The sequence below is a fragment of the Shivajiella indica genome, assembly GCF_042683085.1.
Classification (GTDB): Bacteria; Bacteroidota; Bacteroidia; order Cytophagales; family Cyclobacteriaceae; genus Shivajiella; species Shivajiella indica.
The window spans coordinates 301,305-322,794 of sequence record NZ_JBHUIV010000018.1; the positions used below are offsets into that span (position 1 = coordinate 301,305).

Here is a 21,490-nt window from a genome sequence, read left to right on the forward strand (position 1 = left end):
ATGGCAGGTGGTATATCGATAGTTGGACTCTTCAGATGGAAACCGTCAACAATACATTGGTACAAGAATTTTTAAATGATAAATAATATTTTTTCAGGGCGTATAAGTTTATAATAAATTTTAAATGCTTTGAAAAAAAATCTAAATTATCCATTATGAAAAAAATAATTAAAATCTCTTTAATGGCTTCGATTTTTTTGAATGGGCTGATTTGCTCTGCCCAAGTTATGTCAACTGAGGCAAGGGTCAAAATGTTAGCGCGTGCTTCTGAACTTGAGCTAAAGACCGAATATAAAGCCCCTCCGGGTGATGCGCTTTTCCATCATACTGCTGGTTATGCCAAAATTATGTGTTCGGCTGTATTCATTACAGGGCTATCACCCGAGTTTGCTGCAGAGAATGTGGGTTATTTTACTGCACCCTATGCAGAACGGGCAAAAGTTGGAAAACCAGAGATCGATTATGGTAGGAAATCTGTTTCGATTAAACTTCCAAATGGAATTACTCGAACTGCTATCTATACAGGCGACCAAGGTTGTGTTTGTTTACCTGAAGGGAGTGAATCTTTGAACTTCAAACCTGAAAAAGTTTCCCCCAATTTGCCTGATGCTGCTACTACACTTTGGCCTATGGGCGATGTACTGCCAGAAGAAGCCAAGCCCTCAAATATTGATATGAATTTAGTAAGGCAGGCCGTTGATGCTGCATTTGATCCTGATGAAGCACTAACTGCGGCTTTTGTAGTCACCTACAAAGGAAAAATTATAGGTGAAAGGTATGGTGAAGGAGTTGATAAAAACACCCCTTTAGAAAGTTGGTCAATGGGAAAAAGCCTCTCCGCGACTATAATGGGTATACTGATTCACCAAGGAGTATATACCTTGGAGCAAGCTGCTCCAATACCTCAATGGCAGGGCAAAGACGACGGAAGATCCAAAATCAGAATTAGGGACATTATGCAGATGTCAAGTGGCATTTATTGCAGAGCTCCTCAAGACCCGGACTATGACCCTTCTTTGGGTTATCCTGACCATTTGTATCTGTACACTGGTGGAGTCAATTCTTTTGAATATGCAGCCAATTTGCCCCAACAGTGGCTACCCAATACTGTTGGCCGTTACCGTAACAGCGACCCCGTACTCATCAATTATCTAAACCGCTTGGGAATAGAAGGTAAAGGTGAAAACTACCTTACTTTCCCCCAAAGAATGTTGTTTGATAAAATCGGAATTCGGACAATGGTTATGGAAACAGACCCTTATGGTAATTTTTTGACTCAGGGTTATGAGTTTGCTTCGGCAAGAGATTGGTCGAGGTTGGGTAACCTTTATCTGCAAGATGGAATCTGGAACGATGAGCGGATTTTGCCTGAAGGTTTTACAAAATTTGTAAGTACACTTGCCGATTCTTGGGTAGCGGATGGAAGGCCAATTTATGGTGGCTTATTTTGGATAAATGGGGATGGCGGTTTTCCTATTCCAAAGGATGCCTATATGATGTTGGGTGCAGGAGGGCAGTCTGTGACAATTATTCCTTCTCATGATTTGGTAATTGTTCGACTTGGACATTACAAAGGACAAAAAGCAGGTGATCAGGCCTTGAACAAGGCATATTCTTTATTGATGGAAGCAATTCCAGAGAAAAAGAATTGATTGTCAGCTTACAAAGGGATATTTGGAAAATTTTTTCTGGTGTCAAACGGATTCAAAAAGTCAAAACTCCAAATTTGTGGACTTAGGAATTTATGGATCCAATTGATTTCATTATTTATAACCTAGAGGCCAGTATAAGAGGTTTGGTTTAACCATTGCTACTCCCCGCTAACTGACTTTTAAAATTGATCAAAATCCTGGTTCCGTTCGTGACATCCTGAATAATTTTCCCATCAATTTGGCGGGTAAGCAAATCAACTAATTGCGTACCGAAGCCTGTACCTTTCACTTTTGCCTCCAAAGGTTTTCCCACACCATTATCACTGATTTTCAATTGGAAATCATCTTCCTTCAATTTTTCTAAACTCAACTCGATATTCCCTTTCTCCCCATTGGGAAAAGCATATTTCAGTGAATTGGTGAGCAGTTCATTTACAATTAATCCTAAAGGAACAGCCGTATCGACATCCAATTCAAGGTTTTTCATATCAATATTGACTTTAATTCTTTCAGATTCGTTGTAAGAATCTAGGATATTGATACAAAGATTTTCGAAATAATTTTTCATTTCAATAAATGCCAAATGCTCACTTTGATAGAGCTTTTGATGCAAAATACCCATGGATTGCACCCTGTTTTGGCTGGCCAACATGACTTCCTGCATGGTGGGGTCATCCATTTTGGCAGACTGCAAGGCGAGTAAACCCGATACCACTTCCAGGTTGTTTTTTACCCGATGATGAATTTCCTTCAGCAATAGAACATTTTGATTGTTTTTTAATGAAAGTTCATGTTGTGTTTTGGTAAGGTCTCTGATTGTGGCATTCAATTGTTGGGTCCTTTCTTCCACCTCCTGCTCCATGGCAAGGAAAAGTCTGCCGTATTGATGGGTGATATAAATGTAAATACCCAAGGGATAACTGATGTAAAGCAATATCAGATCCACATAATAAAAGAATGTGCTCAACGAAATAAGTTCAGCATTGACCATCCTGTTCACCAATAAGAAAACGGAGGTTCCAATAGCTCCGATGGTCACATGAAGTGCGCTTCTATTTTTTTCTTTGATGGCTTTTCGCATGATGATGACCATCAAAACTATGACTGCAAGGATGATGGTAGCATCAAATAGGATGAAGTTGAAAATATGGATAAAGTAATTGGCGGTCCTCAAAAGTGCTAACCAAACCAGATGCCTTGTCCAGTAAAATTTCTGAATTCTAAAAAGGGAACTCAAAGAGTAGGGCAAAAGTGCATAACCCAAACCAAATGCAGTTGAATTTAAAATACTGCTGAAGATCGGATTGGTAAACCCGTTCAGTTCTACAAAAAGAAGGATATGCGCACAAACAGCAGCACACAAGAAGAAAAAAGTGATAAGCGTAATCACGAGATAAGGCTCCTCTTTTCTGAATTTAAAGTATAAAAGCACATGCAGCACTAAGAGAATCAATAAGACTGCAACTATTACGGACAAGGTGGCGAAGCTATTGGGATATCGAAAATCCGAATATTTTGCCCGTACTGCGGTGGAAAATCCTATGTCAAAACCCAGGTTTTCAGCAAAGTATCGGAAAATCCGAAAGTTATTTTTTGCCTGATGATTGGAATACCTGACCGCTAAGGTGTGGACTTCCCGTGGGGTAATTTTTAAGGGTCTGTCCGGAGCATAGTTGGGAGTATGGGTTTCTTCCAGCTGGCTATCAGTTGAAAAACGCCCATAAGATTCCACCAGCTCCCCATCCAGGTAAATTTCACCTGCCCCCCAGGAGAAAAAATACAGTCTTTCAATGGACTCAATTGTTTTTGGGTCGGCAGTAAAGGTTATCCTCCACCAGCCATACCCCGACCACAAGCTGTCCGGCATCCGATAAGCCTTTAAGTCAATTGGGTTTATCTTGTACCAATCAGAATCATCAAATTCAGGGTTAGACCACTCAGGATTATCTCCTGGCTGATACCGCCAATTGTCTTTGAAATCTAATTCCAGCAAACCTTCCTTAAAAAGGCTGCCGTCTATATGCGGTTTTTGTGCATAGGAATCTAAAATACTGAAATTGAATAAAATAAAGACAGTAGCAATAAAGTATAGATATTTCAATACTTTATATTTTAGGTGAATTTGGGGGTTATCCAGCATTGTCCAAACATAAATTTATTTTTTGAGATTTCATTAAAAATGACCTTTATGTGAGGAATTTTATATTGGTTGACAAGGGGATACTTTCAACATCCTAACCTATTTTAAAGTCAATTTGTGTTCATCCCAAAAATTGAATTCCGTTTTCTCCAAAATCCTTCACTGGTAAATAAAACTGCACCTTGGGAAAGAATTTCAGAGACTTCGTCCTAAGAGAAAGAAATCTCTCTATGGATTCATCTATTTTGAATAACAAAAATATCAAGGCCAATCTTATGATTTCGGTGAAATTAGTGGTAAGCCTACCCGATCAATTTTTATTCAACTCCATGGAAATTCAAACTAGCCATCCTTCCCTAAAGCCAATCGAAAAAAAATCCCGGATCGTGACGCTTGATGTACTCCGGGGCATTGCCCTTTTAGGAATATTGCTGATGAATATCAACGGTTTTGGTCTCGCATGGGGATACAATGACCCTTCTGTTTTGGGAGGGGATACCGGATTGAATCTCATTACCTGGAAGGTGAGTAATCTGCTGTTTGAGGGAACCATGCGCGCCTTATTTAGTCTGCTTTTTGGGGTAGGCATGTATATTTTTCTCGATCGCCTGGTTCAGAAAGGTGCAGGGATTAAAGCTGCGGACATTTATTTTCGCCGAATTACCTGGCTGCTGATTTTTGGACTGATTCATGGATATCTGTTGCTTTGGTTAGGCGAGATTCTTTATGACTATGCTTTGATGGGCTTTTTGGTCTATTCCTTTCGGCAGGTAGACCCCAAAAAATTGATCATCTCAGGACTATTACTTTTTTGCATAGGCACCTGGTGGAATTATCAGGATTATCAAAAGGATAAAGAATGGTATGACAAAGTTCAGCAGGCTGAATTGGCTTTGGCTTCCGGTCAGGAGGTATCCAATGAATTGAAGGAGACCAAGGATTCTTGGGAAAAACGCGAGTCCAAAACCTCTCCGGAGGCCATGGAAAAATTTACTGAGGAAATGCATAAAGGCTATTTCTCGGTGGTTTCGCACTTGGGTCCTATTATGTACGATTTCAATACCAATAATCCATACAGGACAGAGGTTTGGGATGTATTAGGAATGATGTTGATTGGGATTGCGCTTTTTAGGTTGGGTTTCCTGACAGGCGAAAAACCTGCTTATATCTATTGGTGGATGGTGGTGATTGGGTATGTGGTTGGCATTGCGATCAATTACTATGAAATGCAGCTGGTCCTTGAGGCGCAGTTTTCAAGCCTGTCCTTTGTCCAGTCCAATATTACTTACTATTGGGGTCGGTTTTTTGTAGCGATGGGCCATATCGGTATCATTATGCTTTTTTGCAAATACCCTATCCTGCCTGGGCTAAAAAAATCACTGGCTTCCGTAGGCAAAATGGCGCTGACCAATTACCTGATGCATTCTGTCATTTGCTTATTTGTTTTCACAGGAGCGGGATTGGGTTTGTTTAGTCGATTAGAACGCTTTGAATTATTGTATGTAGTACTGGCCATTTGGGTTTTCCAGTTGATCACCAGCCCTATATGGTTAAAATATTTCCAATATGGCCCTATGGAGTGGTTATGGCGCTCTTTGAGCTATCAAAAGATCCAACCATTCAGACTTCCTTCCACCATGACCTTAATTAAAAATGAAGCATAAAATAAAACGAGTACCGTTTCTGCTATCCCTGATAATTTTGTTCTTTGCCTGTGGTAGAAAAGAAACCAAGTTTCCTGCGGAAACATTCTATATGCCTGCCGAATGGGAAACTCATGAAGCGGTTTGGTTAGGTTGGGAAAAGGACTCCACACAACGTTTTTATCCTTCAATCGGCAAAATCATTACCACGTTAAAACCTCATGTAGCGGTAAAAATCGCTTTCGATAACGATAGCTTGAAGCAAACTGCTATTACCAAACTGATAGAACTGGGAGTGGACACCACAGGAATCAAAATGTATGTCATGCCCGGTGAGCGCTATTGGATCAGGGACCATGGGGCTGCCTTTCTGGTCAATGGAAAAGGAGAATTGGCAGTGGCTGATTTTAGTTGGGACAGTTATGGCTTACCGGGATTTTTAGACTTGAAATATGAAGGCAACAAAGACAGTATCAATGCTGCATGGAATAAAAACCTGGTATTTAGGTTAAAAACAGGGAGTGTAGACAGCCTGATGGCTGTGGCAGAGGGAGCAAAAATCATTAAAACGCAAGTGATCCATGAAGGTGGGGCCATTGAGGTGAATGGAAAAGGTACTTTGATTTTGTGTGAAGCAACCGTATTCCAACGAAACCCCACCTTATCTAGAGAAACGATTGAATCGGAATTTAAGCGGGTATTGGGTGTGTCCAATATCATCTGGATGAAAGAGGGGCTGGCGGATGATCCGCATCATTTTTTCAGAAGAATCAGTGGTAATTATATCGGTGGAGGTACTGGTGGACATACTGATGAATTTGTGCGCTTTGCCAATCCAACTACCATTTTGTTGGCATGGGTAGATGAGGCAGAAAAAGACCTGGATCCCATCAGCCGTATGAATTATGAGCGCATGAACGAGAATTACGAAATCCTCCAAAATGCCAAAGATCAGGATGGAAAACCCTTTACCATTATCAAAGTGCCTTTGCCGGATTTAATTACACAAGAAGTTGTAGTAAGAGAAGCGTTGAAAAAGGATGGGTTCACCTTCGATGTGAAAGCTGAAAGTTTTATCCCTTCCGAAGCTGTGCAGGTGGGGGATACTTTACTTAGGGTTCCTGCTGCAAGTTACTTCAATTATTTAGTGACCAATGGCTTGGTGCTCTTGCCAAGTTATACTGCAATGGGTTCTTCCAAAGAAAAGGAAGAGGCCGTGAGGGAGATTTTTGAGGAGCAATTTCCCGGGAGAAAGATTGTCTTCTTTGAAGGCTTGATGCAAAACTGGTATGGTGGAGGAATCCATTGCAGTACCCAACAGCAACCAAAAAGAATAACCAACTGACATTAATATAATCAGATGAAAGATAAAGTCGCATTGATAACAGGTGCCAGCAGTGGCATAGGCAGAGCAACAGCCCTTGCTTTTGTAAGAAAAGGTGCAAAAGTTATTGTATCAGCAAGAAGAGGCGCAGAACTCGATGAATTGGTGAAGGAAATTGAAGCAGATGGTGGAAAAGCAAGTGCAATTGTTACCGATGTTTCAAAAGCTACTGAAGTGGAGCTCATGGTGGCGCATGCTATCGAAGTATTTGGTCGAATTGACTATGCTGTGAACAATGCCGGTATAGAAGGCAATTTTGGCAGTGTTACCGACCTTTTGGAAGCAGACTGGGATCAGGTGATGGACATCAACCTCAAAGGTGTATTCCTCTGCATGAAGTATGAAGCCAGAGCCATGCTTGCTGCTGCCAATGGCGGGGCCATAGTGAATATTGGTTCTGTCAATTCTTTCTTGGGTTTTCCAACCGGATCCGCTTATGTCACCTCTAAGCATGGATTGATTGGACTGACTTCAAGTGTTTCGGCGGAATTGGGACCAAAGGGAATTCGGGTAAATCTTTTATGCCCGGGAGTGGTGGATACACCAATGCACCGTCGATTGCGGGGAATTGCAGGTGATGATTTGTATGACAAGGGCTTGCTCCCTACGGTTCACTTGCAAAGAGCTGCCCAACCTGAGGAAATCGCCAAATCCATTGTATTCCTTTGTTCTGATGACTCAAGTTATATCACAGGATCAACCCTTCTTACGGATGGTGGACTGACGCTGACTCTATAATATTATTAATCTTTTAATCAACTCTAAAGGAAGACCAATCATGCAAACAGTAGGCATCATCGGGGGTTCAGGCTTTATAGAAAGCTACAACACCAAAAAATTTTTAGATGAAGGATACAAGGTAAAAGTATCTACCACAGACCTTTCCAAAAAAGAAAAGTATGAACATTTGCTCAGTCTCAAAAATGCTGAGAACCTGGAAATCGCTCAATTGGATGTGGAAAACAAACAGGAGCTTTTGGATTTTTTGAAAGGCTGTGAATTAGTCATTCACGGAGGGACTCCCTTTCAATTGGATGTGAAAGACCTTCAGAAAGAACTGTTTGACCCGACCATCAAGGGTACGGAAAACTTCCTCGAAGCAGTTCTTAAGACTCCTGGAATTGAGAAAGTAGTTTTTATTGCATCTGTGGCGGCTTACAACACCAGCTTTCCATTTTTACCCAAGGGAAAAAAAGAAGGGGATCAAATCACTGAAGATGATGCGCCATTTATGAGCGAAGAAGGCATTCCTTATGCCCAGGCAAAGTTTATAGCCAATCAGGCGGTCAATAAATTCATCGCAGACCACCCTGATCTAAGTTTTGAAATTACTTCTGTTTCTCCGACGGGTGTAATGGGAAAATCGCTGTCAAACAGACAGGATTCCACTTCAACAGGGATACAATTTCTGTTTAAAAATAAAATTGCCCCCAATCCATTTATACAAATGATCTATGACTTGGATGTATTGTGGGCATTGGTGGATGTAGAAGATGTTGCCGATGCAATTTTCAAAGCGGCTACCACCAAAAACATACATGGAAAAAACTATCTCTTATCAGGGGAAAGTTACAGGGTATCGGATGTGACATTGATGCTCAACAATCAACCTCCAATAGGCAAGCCTGAAATTGTTTACAGTTCTGCTTTGGCAACAAAGCACTTGGGAATAGCATTTAAGCCTGTCAGCATTCCTTTGAATAACTATTCCTCCTAAGAAAATGAAAAATATCCATCCGTCTACCCGCAGAGATTTCATGAGATCTGCTGCGGTTATAACATCAGGTACCTTTGGTTTAACCATGTTGCCACAATTAAGTACGGCTTCACCTCTACCGGCCGAAAATCGAATCAATGTAATGGGTCCCAGAGATGGTTTTTCACTTCATATCGGAACCTTGCTATCCATGATGACTTGGATGCGGGATGTGATTTTGATGCCTGTCAGAGGGATGAGCGTGGAACAACTGGATTTTTTACTGGATGAAAACTCTAACTCCATTGGCGCCATGTTGCTCCATTTGGCTGCCACGGAGCGGTTTTATCAGATCCATACTTTCGAGGGAAAGGAATGGGGAGATTTTAGTAAGGAAGATTTAGATCGCTTTGAGGTAGCAATGAACCTTGGTGACGAAGCCCGAAAAACCATTAAAGGAAATAGTTTGGATTATTACCTGGAAATCATGACGGAAGTGCGGGAAAATACCATCAAGGAGTTTAAGAAAAGAGATGATAATTGGCTTATGAAAGTGGATAAAGAGTGGCCTTGGGGACCTACCAATAACTATTGCAAGTGGTTCCATGTCTGCGAACATGAGTCCAACCATAACGGGCAATTCAAATACATCAAAACCAGGCTTCCCGGAGGTAAATTCAGTAGGGGGTAAGGTAAGATTAAAAAAAGACATGTTTACAACAAAAATTTCTTTTTCAATAAAATGAAAATAAAAGTTACAACCCTCGTCACCATTGCACTGCTCAATACACTTTCTTTTCAGCTTTTGGCACAGAAAAGTAATTACAGCGAATTGATTGCCCTAAAAGCCAATTTAATAGAGGATAAAGTAATTGCTTGGCGACAGGATATTCATCAAAACCCGGAATTAGGAAATCGGGAGTTTCGTACTGCCGAACTCGTTGCCAAACATTTACAATCGCTTGGTATGGAAGTAAAAACCAAGATTGCTTTTACAGGGGTAGTGGGTATTTTAAAAGGTGATAAACCTGGGCCTGTTATAGCCTTAAGAGCAGATATGGACGCTTTGCCTATAGAGGAAATAAATGATTTGCCTTTTGCCTCTAAAGTGAAAACGATATATAACGGCCAAGAAACAGGGGTGATGCATGCTTGTGGTCATGATGGACATGTGGCCATTTTAATGGGTGTTGCCGAAATATTGGCTGAAATGAAAAAAGATTTGAAAGGCACCGTGATATTTATTTTTCAACCAGCAGAAGAAGGTGCACCTAAAGGCGAAGAGGGCGGTGCGGAGTTAATGGTGAAAGAAGGTGTATTGGAAAATCATAACGTGGATGTGATTTTCGGATTGCATTTGCTCTCTCAATTGGAAGTAGGTAAAATTTCTTATCGCCCTGCCGGAGCCATGGCAGGCGTTGCAGACTTTAAGATTACTGTAAATGGTAAGGGCAGTCATGGGTCACAACCATGGTTTTCTGTTGATCCGGTTTTGGTTGCTTCTCAAATCGTAATCAATCTTCAACAAATTGTAAGCAGAAATGTGAATCTTACGGAAAATGCTGCGGTAGTAACTGTTGGCGCAATTAATGGAGGTAACCGTGCTAATATTATTCCTACAAAAGTGGAGCTGCTTGGCGATGTAAGGTCGTTTAGCAATGAGGATGCAACTTTGATTTATAGTCGTATCAAACAAATTGCAGAAAAAACAGCTGAAGGGGCTGGAGCCACAGCAGTGGTAGAGTTGCCTTACGAAACTCAATACCCTGTAACATTCAATAATGTGGAGCTTACAAAGTCCATGCTTCCTTCCCTCCAAAAATCAGCGGGAATTGAAAACGTATTTCTTGTACCCGCGATGACTCCTGCTGAAGATTTTTCTTTTTTTGCTCAGGAAGTGCCGGGTTTATTCTTTTTTGTAGGAGGAATGCCAAAAGGCCAAGACCCTATGACAGCAGCTCCACATCATTCGCCTGAATTTATAATTGACGACAATGCATTTAAATTAGGTGTCATTGCTTTCTGCAATATGGTGTTTGATTATGCGGAGATGAATAAAAATTGGAGTTTAGAAAGTCATTGAATTCACAAAATTAAATTTTATGAAAAAAACGATTTCTTTTTTACTCTTCCTTACCTTTTCTTCCTTGTTTGGCTTTTCCCAAACGGAATTCAGTGCAGAGACCCAAAAGTACATTGCATACCAGGATGCTGTTATCGTCTTTAAAAATGCTTTGTTGATCGATGGAAAAGGCAATCCTGCCAAAGCCAATCAGACCATTATGATCAGCAATGGTAAAATCACTTGGATTGGTAACGATGCCGATGCAAGCCCAACTTTAGAGGCAAAAATCATAGACATGGATGGCAGAACCTTGATGCCGGGCTTGGTCATGTTGCATGAACATATGTATATTTCAGGTCATTCCTTTGCGCCAAGAATGGCCCATTTGAAACAAACACCTGTTACTTTTCCGAGGCTTTATTTAGGGGCTGGTGCTACCACCATCAGGACAGCTGGGAGTATAGAGCCATATTCAGACTTGAACCTCAAAATGGACATAGACGAGGGAAAGATTCCAGGTCCTTCGATGGAGGTTACAGCTCCCTATCTTGAAAGGAAGGGCTCCTTTTTTGCTCAAATGCCCAGAATCGAAACCCCGAAAGATGCCCGTGCTTTTGTCAATTATTGGGCAGATCAGGGTTTCACTTCCTTTAAGGGATACATGTTCTTAGACAAACCCTCTCTGCAAGCTGCCATAGATGCCGTGCATGAGAGAAACCTGAAAATTACTGCGCATTTGTGTGCGGTAACCTACAGAGAAGCAGCTGAAATGGGAATCGATCAATTGGAACATGGCTTTTACGCGAGTTCAGATTTTGTGGAAGGCAAAGAAGAAAATCAATGTCCCCCCAATCTCGATCCATCGCTTGCCAACTTGGATGTCAACAGCGATGAGGTCCGGAACCTGTTGCAATTCCTCATTGATAAGAAAGTAATTGTCACTTCAACCTTGGCGGTCATGGAAGGCAGTATTTCAACCCAACCTGAGCCTTCCGAGGAGTTACTCAGCTATTTTTCGCCCACCAATAAGGAGTACTACCTCAACATGTTGTCCAGGATAAAATCCTCCCCAGGCTCAACAATTGATGACAGTGTATTTGCGAACAATGCCAAAATGGAGAAGATGTTTTATGATATGGGGGGATTGCTCACAGTAGGTTCCGACCCGACGGGTAATGGAGGCACGATTGCAGGCTTTGGAAACTGGCGGGCGATTGAATTATTGGTGGAAGCGGATGGATTCAGCCCATTGGAAGCGATCAAGATTGCGACAATGAACGGGTCAATTGCATTGGGATTTCAAGATAAAATCGGAACGGTTGAAATCGGAAAAACTGCCGACCTGTTGATCATTGACGGAGACCCTTCCAAGAACATCAGTGATTTGCGCAAAGTGCAGTATGTCTTCAAAAAAGGGGTAGGCTATGATTCAAAGAAATTGTTTGAGTCGGTGAGGGGTAAAGTTGGGTTTTATTAGTAAAGGAAATTACCAATGACAGATTAAATGGTTGGGCCTCGGCAAGCTCGGCCACCGGATAAGAAAAAATAAGAGGAGTGGGGAGGGAAATGCGGCAGAGCCGCATTTCCCTCCCCACTCCTACAAAACCTAAACTTCCGGTCCCCGAGCTTGTCGAGGGGAAGTTTTTAAATCTGTCAATTGGTGCTAAGGAAGGATTCTTCAAAATTTCGGAAATCCTTCACTTCAGCCTACGCAGGTTATCAATGACAGAATTCGGAGCGGTCGTCATGCTGACGCAGGAAGCATCTCACAAGGTTCAGGAAATGATAAATTTGAAACCAAATAGGACCTTTTGAGATTCCTCGTACCTCGGAATGACGTCCATTTTGATGTCTTTCCCCTTTCTGTAAATATCAAATTTTAATAACTCAGCATAACTTAAACAAACCCCAAAATGAAAAAATCACTCTGTGCAGTCCTGATGCTTAGCACCTGTATGTTTATAAACAGCTGTAGTTCAGATAAACAAGAAATTGACCTGGACGCTAACCGGGCTGTTGTGAAAAATTATCATAGTATTTGGAGTGACGGACAGGTTTCGGAATTGGATAAAATATTGGCACCCAATTTTGTCTGCCACTTTATAAACGGAATTGAGTGGAAAGGAATTGAAGGAGCAAAATATTCAATTACAAGTCATAGAAAAATATTTCCGGACTGGAAAGAAGAAATCGTCGATATGGTAAGTGAAGGAGACAAAGTGGTAACAAGATATAAATCGACAGGTACCCATCAGGGAGCATTCGAAGGACTTGAAGCTACCGGTATTAAAGTAACCATCTATGAAACCTCTATATACAGAATAGTTGATGGTAAAATAGCAGAGCAATGGGGTTTCCCTGACGCATTAAGTTTGAAAAATCAACTCACCAGACAATGAAAAACCTTTATATCTTCCTAATTCTAACATTATGTTTGACTTCTTGTAAGCAAGAGCCTACTTCAATAACCGAAAATGAAATCCTTTGGGATACATATGGTGTTCCACATATCTATGCTACTTCGGATAATGACTTGTATTTTATGTCAGCTTGGGGACAGATGAAAAATCATGGAAATCTCATTCTAAAACTTTACGGAGAAGCCAGAGGTACAAGTGCAGAATTATGGGGAGAGGGCTTTGAGGTTAATAAGGCATTGCATCATTTAGGTCTTTACGAACAATTGGAACCTGCTTACGATAACTTAACGCCTAAATATCAAGAAATACTTCAATCTTTTGCTGCAGGTATTAATGCCTATGCTGAAAAGAACGGCAACGAGCTGGACGAAAAGTACAAGAAGGTATTACCTGTTACACCAAATGATATCATTGCCCACGGTTTTCGAGTAATAAATTATGAATTTCTTATTCGAGGCACTTTTTTATCCAATCAAAAAATAGAAGGTGGATCAAATTCTTGGGCACTTTCAGGAAGTAAAACTTCCACTGGAAATGCAATGTTGGTTGCCAATCCGCATTTATGGTGGTCAGATCTGTTTTTATGGCATGAGCAACAGTTTATTACAAATGAATACAAAATGTATGGTGTGAGCCTTATCGGAAATCCCTCAATAATAATGGGTTTCAATGATAATGTATCATGGGCACATACGGTAAACACCATTGATAATACTGACTTGTTTGAAATTAAAAAAGAAGGTGATTCCTACTTACTAGACAGCCAATGCCTTCCATTTGAATCACAGGACTATACCATTAAAGAGTTACAAGAAGATGGTACGATGAAGGTGCATGTATTTACCAGAAAGCGTACAAAGCATGGCATTGTCATCAAAGAGACTGAAAACACGGCATTGGCGATTCGATTTGCACAGATGGATGACCTCACCCCATTGATTGAACAATACGATTTTATGGCGAAGGCTCAGAATTTAGAAGACATGAAAAATGCTCTCGCCTTGCAACAAATGCCCTTTTTAAATACAGTCTATGCAGATAAATCCGGAGACATCATGCATCATTTTGGTGGACTTGTACCTAAAAAAAATGGCGACTGGGACAAATGGCAAGATGTTGTATCTGGGGATTCAAGTGAGGATATTTGGACCGATTATTATATTAGCGATGAGTTGCCTATTGTAGTCAATCCTCCTTCTGGCTGGTTGCAAAATGCAAATGACCCTCCATTTACAAATACACTGCCTACAGTTTTAGATCCTGACGATTTTGCATCTCATATTGCACCAAATAACATGCGGTTTAGACCACAACGTGCCGCCAGGTTGATGCATGAAGAGGATAGTATTTCTTTTGATCGTTTAGTAGCATTAAAACATGATAATAAAGCAGAATTAGCAATACGATTACATGATGACCTTCTTGCTTTAAAAAACCAAACTTCCGACTCTTTAGTTTTGGCGGCTATTGATGTAATGACAAAATGGGATGGTTCATATAATGCCAATAGTCTAGGTGCCATGTTATTTATGGAATTTACCAATACTTGGGCTGAGGAAAAGCAAATCAGCCCTTTTGGACTTGGCAATGTATTAAAAGAACTATGGAATCCTAATGACCCTATTAATACCCCCGATGGATTTGTAGATAATGATGAAATTATTGATATTATAAGAAAAGCTACAGAAAATCATTTGACCAAATATCCTGCACTTGAAATTCCTTATGGAGATTATTACAAGTTGAAAATGGGTGATTTGGAATATCCAGGAACGGGAGGGCCTCAGCATTTAGGAGTATTTAGAATTATGTATACCAGTCCAAATGAAGAGGGTGAATTCATTGGCGATTTTGGAGACACTTTCGTTCTTGTTCTTGAAATGGGAGAAGAAGTCAAGGCTAAAGGACTATTGACTTATGGGAATTCATCTAACCCTGATAACAAGCATTATGGAGACCAACTGGAAATGTTTAGCAAGAATGAACTAAGAAATATCTGGTTTAAACGAAGTGATCAAGAGACGAATATGGAGCTAAAAGAAAATAAAAACGATATGTAACAGTAATAGAGAACTACAAAGAGGCTAGAAAAATTAATACAATTTGGAAGCAAGAAAACAGGACACTTTTCTTATATCATTATAATTTTGAAAAATTAGATATTAAACATGCTCTACCAAAACATCCCGATTATGATTTATCTGACGAAGAATTTGTTTCATTTTTAAAAAAGAAAGAAACTTATACAAAACTTAAAGATATTTTCGTAAGTACTGAAGTAGATCAGCTTTGGTTTGATGGAATAATAAAAGATATAGATAAGACTATTGAACTTTTATCAAAATAAGAAATTAACGAAAACAGGCACAAAGATGGCTAAAGTAATTGCTTACCTGCCTGCAGATAGGTTCTCGCCAACTTCTGAAACTCATCTAGAGGATCGTCTAAACCTCGGTGACCCCATATTTTTAATCTTCTGAATAACGGGGATCCAACCCGTTGTTGAGCCCACAGCATTTTTTAGCTTCGGACAGAAAACCATTTGCCTCGGACAGTAAATCAGGTGTTTCATCCTTCATCGGTTTGATTTCAATTTAATGATCAGTTGATTAGAATATGTTTTTCAAGCATTTAAACTGAATGAATAAATTCCCTAACGCATTCGTCATCATACTTTCTGTAATACTTTTTGCATGGATACTGACTTATATCATTCCGAAAGGAAACTATCAGCGAGAACTTGACACTATAAATAATCGAACCATTGTTGTACCAGATTCATATGAACGAAAAGAAGCACCACATCTCTCAGCTTTCAATGCACTCCTAGCAATCCCCAAGGGTATTGCCGGGCGAGCGGATTTAATGGTTTTAATTCTACTGCTCGGGGGATGTTTCTATTTAATTGAAAAGACGGGAGCACTCAATCAGGGTTTAAATAAACTCATCACACTGCTGAAGGGAAAAGAGGTATTCGCCCTAAGCATTATCATATTATTGTTTCTGACTGCTGGAGCTACCATTGGTTTACAAGAAGAGATTATAGCAATGACCCCTGTTTTACTATTGTTTGGACTGACCCTTGGCTACAATCCATCAACAATTGTAACAGCCAGCTATGGTTCAGCTGTTTTAGGTGCTGCCTTTAGCCCTTTTAATCCTTTTGGAGTGGTGATTGCCCAGAAAGAAGCAGAGCTCGAATTACTATCAGGTACGGAGTACAGGTTAATAATTCTGCTTATTGCAGCTGTGGTTTGGACATTTTACATCGTTCGGTATGCCAGCAAAAACCGTGTGGAAAAAGCTAAACTGGAATTGGATATAGAAGGTCTAACTGCCAGAAACAAAATAATTTTGGCATTACTTGCATTCACCTTTAGTGTCGTAACCTATGGATTGATCGTGCTAAGCTGGGGTTTTATTGAAATGTCTGCGTGCTTTTTTGGTTTAGGTTTAGTATGCGGATTTATTGCAGGTTTTGATTTCAATAAGACTACTGAGATATATATTGACGGTTTTAAAGAAATGATTTTTGCTTGTATAGTTATTGGTCTTGCAAACAGTATTTCGATAATCATGAGTGAGGGATTCATTGTTGACACTATTGTGTTCGGACTTTTTTCCCCATTGCAAAACGTACCTCCTTCCGTTTCTGGAGTCCTTATGATGATATCTCAAGCCATTCTTCATTTTCCAATACCCAGCTACTCAGGACAGGCTATTCTGACGATGCCTATTTTAACCCCGCTGGCTGATTTGATTGGACTTTCAAGGCAGGTGTGCGTTCTTGCCTATCAGTACGGGGCCATCATGATGGATATAATCATGCCTACAAATGGATCTTTAATGGCAGTATTAGCCCTTGCAGGAATTAAATACAATCATTGGATCAAGTATATCATAAAACCTACCTTATTGATCATGGGAATTGCGGCTATTGCAATTTTAATAGCAGTACAATTTGGATATGAATAAAACTTCAAAAATATAATTAGAGCAATGGAACCATTTCTGCCATGAAAATAACTGACATCTACCTGATCCTCCTATTTTCAATAATTCTCTCCTCCTGCTCCAAAAGACTGACATCCACAGCAGACCTGTCGGCTACGGAAAAGGAAACAGTTTACAAAGTATTAAAAAACATTTCCTATGGTTCAGATGCGGAACAGGTGATGGACATTTACCTTTCCCAAAATGCTACATCCTTTGGAAAATGGAATTACACTATTGTATTCCTTCATGGAGGAGCTTACTATTTAAGCGATAAAAGTCAGGAGGAAAGGTACATTGAACCTTACCTCAAGAAAGGCCTGAATGTCGTCAATCTGAATTACCGCTTGAAAAGAGGAATACCATTGGCCACAAGTGACCTGACCAATGCCTTGAATTTTCTTAAAGCCAACAATGGAGACTATGGTCTGAATCTGGAACAAGTGATTGTGACAGGATTTTCTGCTGGAGCGCATATAGCGACCAATGTAGGGCTAAGCCAAAACAATCCGGAATATTCGAATAGATTAAATGATGGGATCAGAATCGTCGGTATTATCAATTTTTCCGGTCCTGTTGACGGTTTGGATCTGGTTGAAAGCATTTTTTCAGACCACGAATACGACTTATTCAGTCAAGCAGGAAAAGCCCTTTTCCCTCCTGATGATTATGAAACCAAAGAGAACATTGCCATCTATGAACCGATTACTTACTTTGATCCAAAAGATCCGCCCATCTTTCTGTGGCATGGTGGCCTTGATGATCAGATTCCTCCGGTGACTTTTGAAAAGTTTGTTCCCCTGATGAGAAAGGATGAAGATATCAGGATTTTTATACCTGAAGGAAAGCACAGTCCCAATCAGAAGGAGTTTGAAAATGCTTATATTGAGATATTTAAGTTTTTGGATGGTTTATAAGAATATATGAAACTAATATCTAATTTAATGATTTCAGCTGCTTTCCTACTTCTTGGAAGTTGTAAGGAGAAAATGGAAACATTCACCATTCCGGATGGCCATGTGGGCATGTTTGGCTATGGATCCTTGATGTCCAAAAATCTGATTGAAATCGGACTCTTGGACAAGGCCTATGATGGTCCATTTTTGCCTGCACAGCTCAAAGGCTACAAGCGTTCATGGACATTTGCCTGGCCTGCAGATCTCCCTACTATCAATGTAGACGGCAGTTACTCCAAGGATTTTATCTTGATGGATGGGGATACTATTTTTCCCAAATACCTTCATTACCTCAATATCCGGGAAGATCCGGGCACGGTCATCAATGGCGTGCTATACATTGTGCCAGTGGCTGATTTACCTACTTATGATGCTTGGGAGTTGGGATATGAGCGGTTTGATGTGACTCATTTGATCCAGGGATATACCATAGTTGGAGGACCTGTTTTCGCTTATAAAGCACTTCCTGATTATACCTTGGAGCCAAATAATGATTATACCCAAAATACCGTTGAACGGGCTTATGTGAGAATTCTTGAAGATGCTTTCAAGTATTGGGGAAAGGATTTTGAAATGGAGTATAATAAATCTACTGAACCTTTTGATCCTGCTATTCTTCACGAAACTCATAAATTAGTACTGACAGACCCTGCAATGGAGAAGTTGGAGGAATTAAAGGCAGGTTTCAAATATTGATGCTAATTGTTTATTAAAACAATTGGCAAATTAGATATCCTTTTGACTTTGATGTCCCTGTAGAAAACCTCAGCTCCTTCGGACTGAATTTGGATTTTGCCGCTTTTAAGTGGCAATTCGCCTGTTTCAGTCATGTAACGTGAGTTGTAAAGCACCATCACTACTTTGTTGTTTACTACATGCACAGTTGTATCGCCAAAGCAATAAAGTTCCAGGGTATTCCATTCACCGGTCGGATTTTCGGCATCGGGGTATTTTACGCACCGCCTTCCCACAGCGCTGGAATCACTGAATGTCAATAGTTCTGCTTCAGGATCATAGACATAAAGGTCATCAGACTTCTTTGCCAGTATATCCATGATTCCGCCAGCCACGCCCCAATAGTCACCGCAATCGCCTTCCTGCACCTGAAACTCCTGTGAGCGCATCCAAAAACCATAGTCTGCCCCATGTGGTCCCCCGGCATGGTACAGTATCCCGCTGTCCCTTTTGTTTTTGTCGCGGGGTTTGTATTTTGCTTCGCCCCATTTAAATTGAAGGCTGAGGTGGTAATTGTGATACTCTTGGGTAGTTGATAAGCCGCCCCATTGCTCCCCGGAAATGCGTATTGCAGGCTGTCCATCCACTTCTACCACACTGAATACGCTTAAGGGGTCGATATTTAGTCCAATTGGCCTATCAGACCTCCCCACAGTAGAGTCCGACGTTGCCACCCAAGGCGGTCCCAGGTAGGTGTCCCAACCAGTGAGGTCTTTTTCATTGAAAAGTGGTTCCCATTGGTTTTCAGGTTTACAGGATATTGATGCAAGAAGCGCAAAAGCAATAAGGAAAATGTGAGCTTTGGGCATTTTTTTGGGGTTTGGTTAAAGTTAATCATTCTTCAAGAAAAGAAAAGGGTAAAAGTCTAACCCAAATCGGAAAGAATTTGAAAATGATTATATTGAAAAGTTAAGTTTTTGAATGATCAAAATAAAGAACATGAAAAGGTCAATTGTTTTCCTCTTATTTATCCTCAACCTATCTATCGCCTATTCCCAAAAACCGAGAGCCAGAGATTTGGGTGTCCCTTATGATGGTACTCCGGGACCATTCAATGCGATCACCGATGTTAAAGGAGTCGAAGTGGGTTACAGCACCATCATCTCAGGTAGCGGTGAAAATATCGTTGGCAAAGGTCCTGTAAGGACAGGCGTCACTGCCATTTTTCCGCGGGGAAAAGCAAATAAATTCAGTCCTGTTTTTGCCAATTGGTACAGTCTGAATGGAAACGGGGAAATGACCGGCACCACTTGGCTGACTGAATCCGGTTTTTTAGAAACCCCGATCATGATTACCAATACCAATAGCGTCGGCGTGGTCAGGGACGCCGTATTGAAATGGTACGTGGATACAGATTGGTACAAAGGAGAGGAATGGTGGTACACTTACCCTGTGGTAGCGGAGACTTACGATGGCTTTTTGAATGATATCTATGGATTTCATGTAAAAGAAGAACACGTACTTGAAGCAATCAATAACGCCTCGAGCGGAAAGATTGCTGAAGGAAATGTGGGAGGAGGTACAGGGATGATGTGTTTGGGTTTCAAAGGAGGAACAGGAACTTCATCCCGTATCGTAAAAATCAAGGGAGAATCTTTCACCTTGGGTGCTTTGGTCCAAGCTAATTTTGGCAGAAAGCCTAACCTGATTATTGCAGGCGTTCCTGTGGGAATGGAATTGTTGGACACCTTGAACAATGAACTGAAATTACCGCCACAATCCTACCGTCAAGAAGGAGATGGGTCTATTATTGTAGTGGTGGCGACTGATGCCCCTTTGTTGCCGCACCAATTGAAACGGATTGCACAGCGTGTCACTATTGGAATCGGAAGAACTGGAGGAATCGGAACCAATGGTTCGGGTGATATTTTTATTGCCTTCTCCACAGCCAATCCCGATGCTTTTCAACGCGTTAAGTTCTCGGAAGTAGATATGCTACCCAACGATTTGATCGATCCATTATTGGAAGCTACAGCCCAGGCAGTGGAAGAAGCCATCATCAATGCCATGATCGCAGCAGAAACCATGGAAGGTATCAATGGAAACAAGTCTTATGCATTGCCTCATGACCTGGTCATTGATCTACTCAAAAAATACAACCGGTTAAATGAATAGATTCAACAAAGGTCCTAAAATTCATTTAAATAAGGTAAATTATAAAAAATCAAAATCCTTAACTTTCAAAGTAACTTTTGTTAACAGGCTATGAAAACACAAAAGCCATTTAATCATTTTAAAGGGATAATTTTTGGTATCAGCAGCGACGGAAGGATAACCAGGGGACAATTCCAAGAGATGAAACTCTGGTGCCAAGCGCATGAAGGTCTCTGCCAGCAATCACCCTTTAAGGAATTCTTTGAGGAAATAAAATCCATTCTTGATGGGGGTACGATGACATCTGAGGAAATAGATGAATTGAAGTCTATTCTCAAAAAATATAAATCTCAGCTGAGCGTTCCTGAAACTGTGGAGGCCAGAATTCAGATGCTCCAGGGAATCTGTTATGGTATTTTAGCCGATGAGCAGATCAATAAATATGAAATTTATGTCCTAAAAAAGTGGCTGGAAGAAAATACTACGATGCTAAGTTTATCCCCTTTCAAAGAAATGTATGCTATCCTAACTGATGTAATGGATGATGGCCAAGTAGATATCAAAGAAGAAAAGGAGCTTAAAAAATATTTTTCGGAAATACTGAAATTGGAGGTGTAATTAAGTCCATCCTAAGCCCACAGACCTATTTGCCATTGTAGAAACCAAGGATTGTTTTCAAAGTCTTAAAAATGAGTAATTGATACAAATCCTT

17 protein-coding genes are annotated in these 21,490 nt (G+C 40.5%); 15 read left to right on the forward strand and 2 right to left on the reverse strand.

Annotated features, from left to right (window positions below; translation table 11 throughout):
• Positions 1 to 155: 155 nt before the first annotated feature.
• Positions 156 to 1,652, forward strand: coding sequence for a serine hydrolase domain-containing protein (locus ACFSKV_RS13980; RefSeq protein ID WP_380803916.1), 1,497 nt, complete (start codon positions 156 to 158; stop codon positions 1,650 to 1,652).
• Positions 1,653 to 1,800: 148 nt separating this feature from the next.
• Here the strand turns inward: ACFSKV_RS13980 and ACFSKV_RS13985 are convergent, their stop codons facing one another.
• The gene (locus tag ACFSKV_RS13985; RefSeq protein WP_380803919.1) at positions 1,801 to 3,753 is read right to left on the reverse strand and encodes a sensor histidine kinase; all 1,953 of its coding nucleotides are present in this window, start codon (positions 3,751 to 3,753) and stop codon (positions 1,801 to 1,803) included.
• A gap of 269 nt (positions 3,754 to 4,022) precedes the next feature.
• Between ACFSKV_RS13985 and ACFSKV_RS13990 the strand changes: the two genes are divergently transcribed.
• The 12 genes from ACFSKV_RS13990 (at position 4,023) to ACFSKV_RS14045 (ending at position 18,645) form a co-directional block, all read left to right on the forward strand.
• Positions 4,023 to 5,456 (forward strand): DUF418 domain-containing protein, encoded by a 1,434-nt coding sequence (locus tag ACFSKV_RS13990; protein ID WP_380803922.1) that lies wholly within the window; start codon positions 4,023 to 4,025, stop codon positions 5,454 to 5,456.
• Positions 5,446 to 6,780 (forward strand): agmatine deiminase family protein, encoded by a 1,335-nt coding sequence (locus tag ACFSKV_RS13995; protein WP_380803925.1) that lies wholly within the window; start codon positions 5,446 to 5,448, stop codon positions 6,778 to 6,780. Before ACFSKV_RS13990 ends, ACFSKV_RS13995 begins: the two co-directional genes overlap by 11 nt.
• Before the next feature lie 15 nt (positions 6,781 to 6,795).
• Positions 6,796 to 7,557, forward strand: coding sequence for an SDR family NAD(P)-dependent oxidoreductase (locus ACFSKV_RS14000; RefSeq protein ID WP_380803928.1), 762 nt, complete (start codon positions 6,796 to 6,798; stop codon positions 7,555 to 7,557).
• A gap of 40 nt (positions 7,558 to 7,597) precedes the next feature.
• On the forward strand, positions 7,598 to 8,536 hold the full coding sequence (locus tag ACFSKV_RS14005; RefSeq protein ID WP_380803931.1) for an NAD-dependent epimerase/dehydratase family protein: 939 nt from the start codon (positions 7,598 to 7,600) through the stop codon (positions 8,534 to 8,536).
• A 4-nt stretch (positions 8,537 to 8,540) separates the two neighbouring features.
• Positions 8,541 to 9,206: a DinB family protein gene (locus ACFSKV_RS14010; RefSeq protein WP_380803934.1), complete on the forward strand. Its 666-nt coding sequence runs from the start codon at positions 8,541 to 8,543 to the stop codon at positions 9,204 to 9,206.
• Positions 9,207 to 9,257: 51 nt separating this feature from the next.
• Complete coding sequence (locus ACFSKV_RS14015; protein WP_380803936.1) at positions 9,258 to 10,598, forward strand: amidohydrolase; 1,341 nt, start codon at positions 9,258 to 9,260, stop codon at positions 10,596 to 10,598.
• Positions 10,599 to 10,617: 19 nt separating this feature from the next.
• Positions 10,618 to 12,057 (forward strand): amidohydrolase family protein, encoded by a 1,440-nt coding sequence (locus ACFSKV_RS14020; RefSeq protein ID WP_380803939.1) that lies wholly within the window; start codon positions 10,618 to 10,620, stop codon positions 12,055 to 12,057.
• 436 nt (positions 12,058 to 12,493) lie between these two features.
• Complete coding sequence (locus ACFSKV_RS14025; protein WP_380803941.1) at positions 12,494 to 12,979, forward strand: ester cyclase; 486 nt, start codon at positions 12,494 to 12,496, stop codon at positions 12,977 to 12,979.
• Positions 12,976 to 15,060, forward strand: a complete 2,085-nt coding sequence (locus ACFSKV_RS14030; protein WP_380803945.1) for a penicillin acylase family protein — start codon at positions 12,976 to 12,978, stop codon at positions 15,058 to 15,060. Before ACFSKV_RS14025 ends, ACFSKV_RS14030 begins: the two co-directional genes overlap by 4 nt.
• Before the next feature lie 580 nt (positions 15,061 to 15,640).
• Positions 15,641 to 16,975: a YfcC family protein gene (locus ACFSKV_RS14035; protein WP_380803948.1), complete on the forward strand. Its 1,335-nt coding sequence runs from the start codon at positions 15,641 to 15,643 to the stop codon at positions 16,973 to 16,975.
• Between the two features lie 41 nt (positions 16,976 to 17,016).
• Positions 17,017 to 17,910, forward strand: coding sequence for an alpha/beta hydrolase fold domain-containing protein (locus tag ACFSKV_RS14040; RefSeq protein WP_380803951.1), 894 nt, complete (start codon positions 17,017 to 17,019; stop codon positions 17,908 to 17,910).
• 6 nt (positions 17,911 to 17,916) lie between these two features.
• A complete protein-coding gene (locus ACFSKV_RS14045; protein ID WP_380803954.1) occupies positions 17,917 to 18,645 on the forward strand; it encodes a gamma-glutamylcyclotransferase family protein in 729 nt (242 codons plus the stop codon).
• Positions 18,646 to 18,647: 2 nt separating this feature from the next.
• Here ACFSKV_RS14045 and ACFSKV_RS14050 read toward each other — a convergent pair whose 3' ends face one another.
• Complete coding sequence (locus ACFSKV_RS14050; RefSeq protein ID WP_380803957.1) at positions 18,648 to 19,493, reverse strand: 3-keto-disaccharide hydrolase; 846 nt, start codon at positions 19,491 to 19,493, stop codon at positions 18,648 to 18,650.
• Between the two features lie 130 nt (positions 19,494 to 19,623).
• Between ACFSKV_RS14050 and ACFSKV_RS14055 the strand changes: the two genes are divergently transcribed.
• Positions 19,624 to 20,799 carry a DmpA family aminopeptidase gene (locus ACFSKV_RS14055; protein ID WP_380803960.1) on the forward strand — a complete coding sequence of 392 codons (1,176 nt, stop codon included), beginning with the start codon at positions 19,624 to 19,626 and terminating at the stop codon, positions 20,797 to 20,799.
• Between the two features lie 90 nt (positions 20,800 to 20,889).
• Positions 20,890 to 21,396 (forward strand): hypothetical protein, encoded by a 507-nt coding sequence (locus ACFSKV_RS14060; RefSeq protein ID WP_380803963.1) that lies wholly within the window; start codon positions 20,890 to 20,892, stop codon positions 21,394 to 21,396.
• The last annotated feature ends 94 nt before the right edge of the window (positions 21,397 to 21,490 follow it).